This window comes from Acetobacter tropicalis (genome assembly GCF_001580915.1).
GTDB lineage: Bacteria > Pseudomonadota > Alphaproteobacteria > Acetobacterales > Acetobacteraceae > Acetobacter > Acetobacter tropicalis.
Map to the genome: position 1 here is coordinate 1 of NZ_LHZQ01000090.1, position 2741 is coordinate 2741.

Here is a 2741-nt window from a genome sequence, read left to right on the forward strand (position 1 = left end):
GGAAAGCCCTTCAGTCCGTCGACGACGGCGATCAGGATAGTCCCGTGCGCGGATCGACGCCATCTTCGAGGCTGAACGTGTGATAAACGGCACCCCGGACCAGCATCGGCTCGCGGTCCGTCAGGAAAGCAGTGCTCCCATGGTAGAGGACCTGTTCATGTGGATGCGTGACACGTGCCAACGCATGTCGTTAAAAAATCCCATTGCACAGGCCATGAGCTATTTTCTCAGACGACCTGATATGTTCACACGGTTTCTACATGATGGGCGCATCTGTCTCACAAATAACGCCGCAGAGCGTGCGCTCCGTGGGATAGCCCTTGGCAGAAAAGCCTGGTTATTCGCCGGGTCAGACCGGGGCGGAGAACGCGCTGCCGCCATGTATTCCCTGATCGTCACCGCCCGTCTGAACCTTGTCGATCCCAAAGCATGGCTCGCAGATGTCCTCGCCCGTATCAACGATCTGCCAAATCCGCGCCTCCATGAACTCCTGCCATGGCACTGGAAAACCCTTCACCACAGCAATAAGACCATCAAAGCCTGATTACGCCCGCGGCTCTCTCCGGATGCTTACGGTTGATAAACCTTCTGAAGGAGACCGCCCGCCCCAACTGACAGCTAGCGGCGCGACCACGACTGGTGGTGGAACGACAATTGGTGGTCCAGCATAAATCCACGGCCAGGCCTCCGCCGGAGCGGCACTCAGCATGGTCGCGGCGAATGCCGCGGCTAGCAACTTCCATCCGATGCTATCAGGCATTGTTCTGGTCCACTCTGAACACGCGAACGATTGAGGACGCCCAAACCTGCCTTTCTGCATTTTTGATACCTCTTGACACCATGCACGGAGTGCCCAGATTGAATCTGCCGGCCGCCAAAGGGGTCGGCAGACAGAACTATCAGTTTTGATCTTGTGTCCATGTTGCTCAAAGGAGGATATGGCTATGAGAGCCACCGTTGATTTTGCTCCCCTGTTCCGTTCGAGCGTGGGTTTTGACAGACTGCTCAACGCCCTTGATCTCGCCAGCCGGATTCCAGCGGTCGATAACTGGCCGCCTTACGATATCGTCAAGACTGGTGAGGATGATTACCGGATCGACCTGGCCGTTGCCGGACTTGCCGAGAACGACCTTACGATCACACAGGAGCGCAATACTCTTGTCGTGACAGGACGAAAGGCACCCGAGCCGCAAAGCGCCGCCGAATATCTCCATCGGGGTATTGCGGGCAGAGAATTCGAACGCCGCTTCGATCTGGCCGAGCATATGAAAGCCACCGATGCGCACTTCGAGAACGGACTTCTGTCCATTATCCTGAAACGTGAGATACCCGAAGCGATGAAGCCGCGTCGTATCGCGATTACGTCCTCTACATTACGTGCGGAGGAAGCCGTGCCCCAGATCGAGGCGCGGAAAGAGGCAGCCTGATGGCATGACGAAACCTCTCCCCCGGCTATTCATCCGGCCGGAGGAGAGTCTCGAAAGGTCATGAACATGAAGAGGATGAAAATATTTCTGTCGTGCGCTGCTCTGGGGTTGTCTCTACTGAGCCAGTCGGGTGCACATGCTGGTGATCTTGCCCGGGCGGCAGCAACATCATTCGATGCGAGGGCGACTGAGGGACCATCCACAGTCCCCAAAACCGGGGTTCGCGCTCATTACGAAGACGGCACAGGTGATATGCTGGTCGACAGTTTGAACGCAAGCCAGTTGGATCAGAACTACAAGGGGCCGGTCTATTATCCCGGACAACCTATTCCGCCGTTCCGGCCCATCGACATAGATCATCTGATGCCTTCAGGGCCAGAGACGGCGAAGAAAACGTCTTCATCGCACGGGACGTAATAGGGCTTTGCGTAAAGGCGGCGTTGTAGGCCGCCTTTACCTCGATTCTTCAGGATGAAGACCGTTCAGGCGCGCAGCGGACCGCAGAATTATCTTCGAGAGGCGTCTGTTCCCTGGTATCGCGCGCGACGCGCGCATCCTGCTCGCGAACTAGCCAGTAGACGATGCCCAGAGCCAGAACAGCCGCCGAAAGAGCAAACAGTTCCACGGCAGTCACATCATGTAGATCCAGCAGGATGAATTTGCGGGCAATCGCCAGGAGGGCGATCAGGACGATGGTCCGCACCCGGATGACGTTTTCATGCTGGGCCAGAACGACCAGCAGGGAGTGTTTGAACTCAAGAGCGATGATGACGGTAAAGATCGCGCCAAAAATCGCCTGGAAGATCGTCTGGTTGATCGGATCGATTCCGACATCGACAACCAGATGCCATACCGCGCCGACCAGATGAATCGTCGCTATGGCGGTTACCAGCATGATGAGCGCAATCAGGGTCAGAATGATCGCCTGTTCAAAACGCTCGTAGAATGTCAGGCCCCTGAACAGCTTGATGAAGTGGGACCAGTCCCTGCTCTGCCAGGAACGTTTCATGGAGAGGTCTTCCATAGCCATTTTCCCATCTATGAATTGCGTTATAGTTCCCACGTGGGTCTGGTTTTTCTTTTAGTGATGGAGAATGTCCTCATGCAAGACACGTTACGGATCATGGGCGCCCACCGCCCGTTCGAACCGCCTCCGCTTCCTTCTCGGGAGAAGGAACAGCGCCGGCGTCCGGCGCCTGACGAAGAGGAGCCACCAATCGATCCAGATAAGGAAGGACTGCCGATGCTCCTCAATGAAGCGTGTCATGGCCTGAACCAGATGGGGTGGACGGCCTCCCTGCGGCATCAATGTGC

The 2741-nt window shown here is 56.4% G+C and carries 4 protein-coding genes and 1 pseudogene; 4 read left to right on the top strand and 1 reads right to left on the bottom strand.

Annotation, left to right across the window (positions count from 1 at the left end; all coding sequences use genetic code 11):
• Positions 1 to 49 precede the first annotated feature (49 nt).
• The 3 genes and pseudogenes from AD944_RS00675 to AD944_RS00685 form a co-directional block, all read left to right on the top strand.
• Positions 50 to 544: pseudogene (locus tag AD944_RS00675) on the top strand (IS66 family transposase); the annotation flags it as partial.
• 400 nt (positions 545 to 944) lie between these two features.
• Entirely contained in the window at positions 945 to 1427 is a 483-nt protein-coding gene (locus AD944_RS00680; RefSeq protein WP_045541522.1) for an Hsp20 family protein, read from the top strand.
• 75 nt (positions 1428 to 1502) lie between these two features.
• Positions 1503 to 1844 carry a hypothetical protein gene (locus AD944_RS00685; protein ID WP_145912774.1) on the top strand — a complete coding sequence of 114 codons (342 nt, stop codon included), beginning with the start codon at positions 1503 to 1505 and terminating at the stop codon, positions 1842 to 1844.
• A 49-nt stretch (positions 1845 to 1893) separates the two neighbouring features.
• Here the strand turns inward: AD944_RS00685 and AD944_RS00690 are convergent, their stop codons facing one another.
• The gene (locus tag AD944_RS00690; protein WP_045541524.1) at positions 1894 to 2451 is read right to left on the bottom strand and encodes a phosphate-starvation-inducible PsiE family protein; all 558 of its coding nucleotides are present in this window, start codon (positions 2449 to 2451) and stop codon (positions 1894 to 1896) included.
• Positions 2452 to 2529: 78 nt separating this feature from the next.
• On the opposite strand from AD944_RS00690, the gene AD944_RS17180 reads away from it, so the two are divergent.
• A partial coding sequence (locus tag AD944_RS17180; RefSeq protein ID WP_156477222.1) for a hypothetical protein occupies positions 2530 to 2741 on the top strand: 212 nt, incomplete at its 3' end.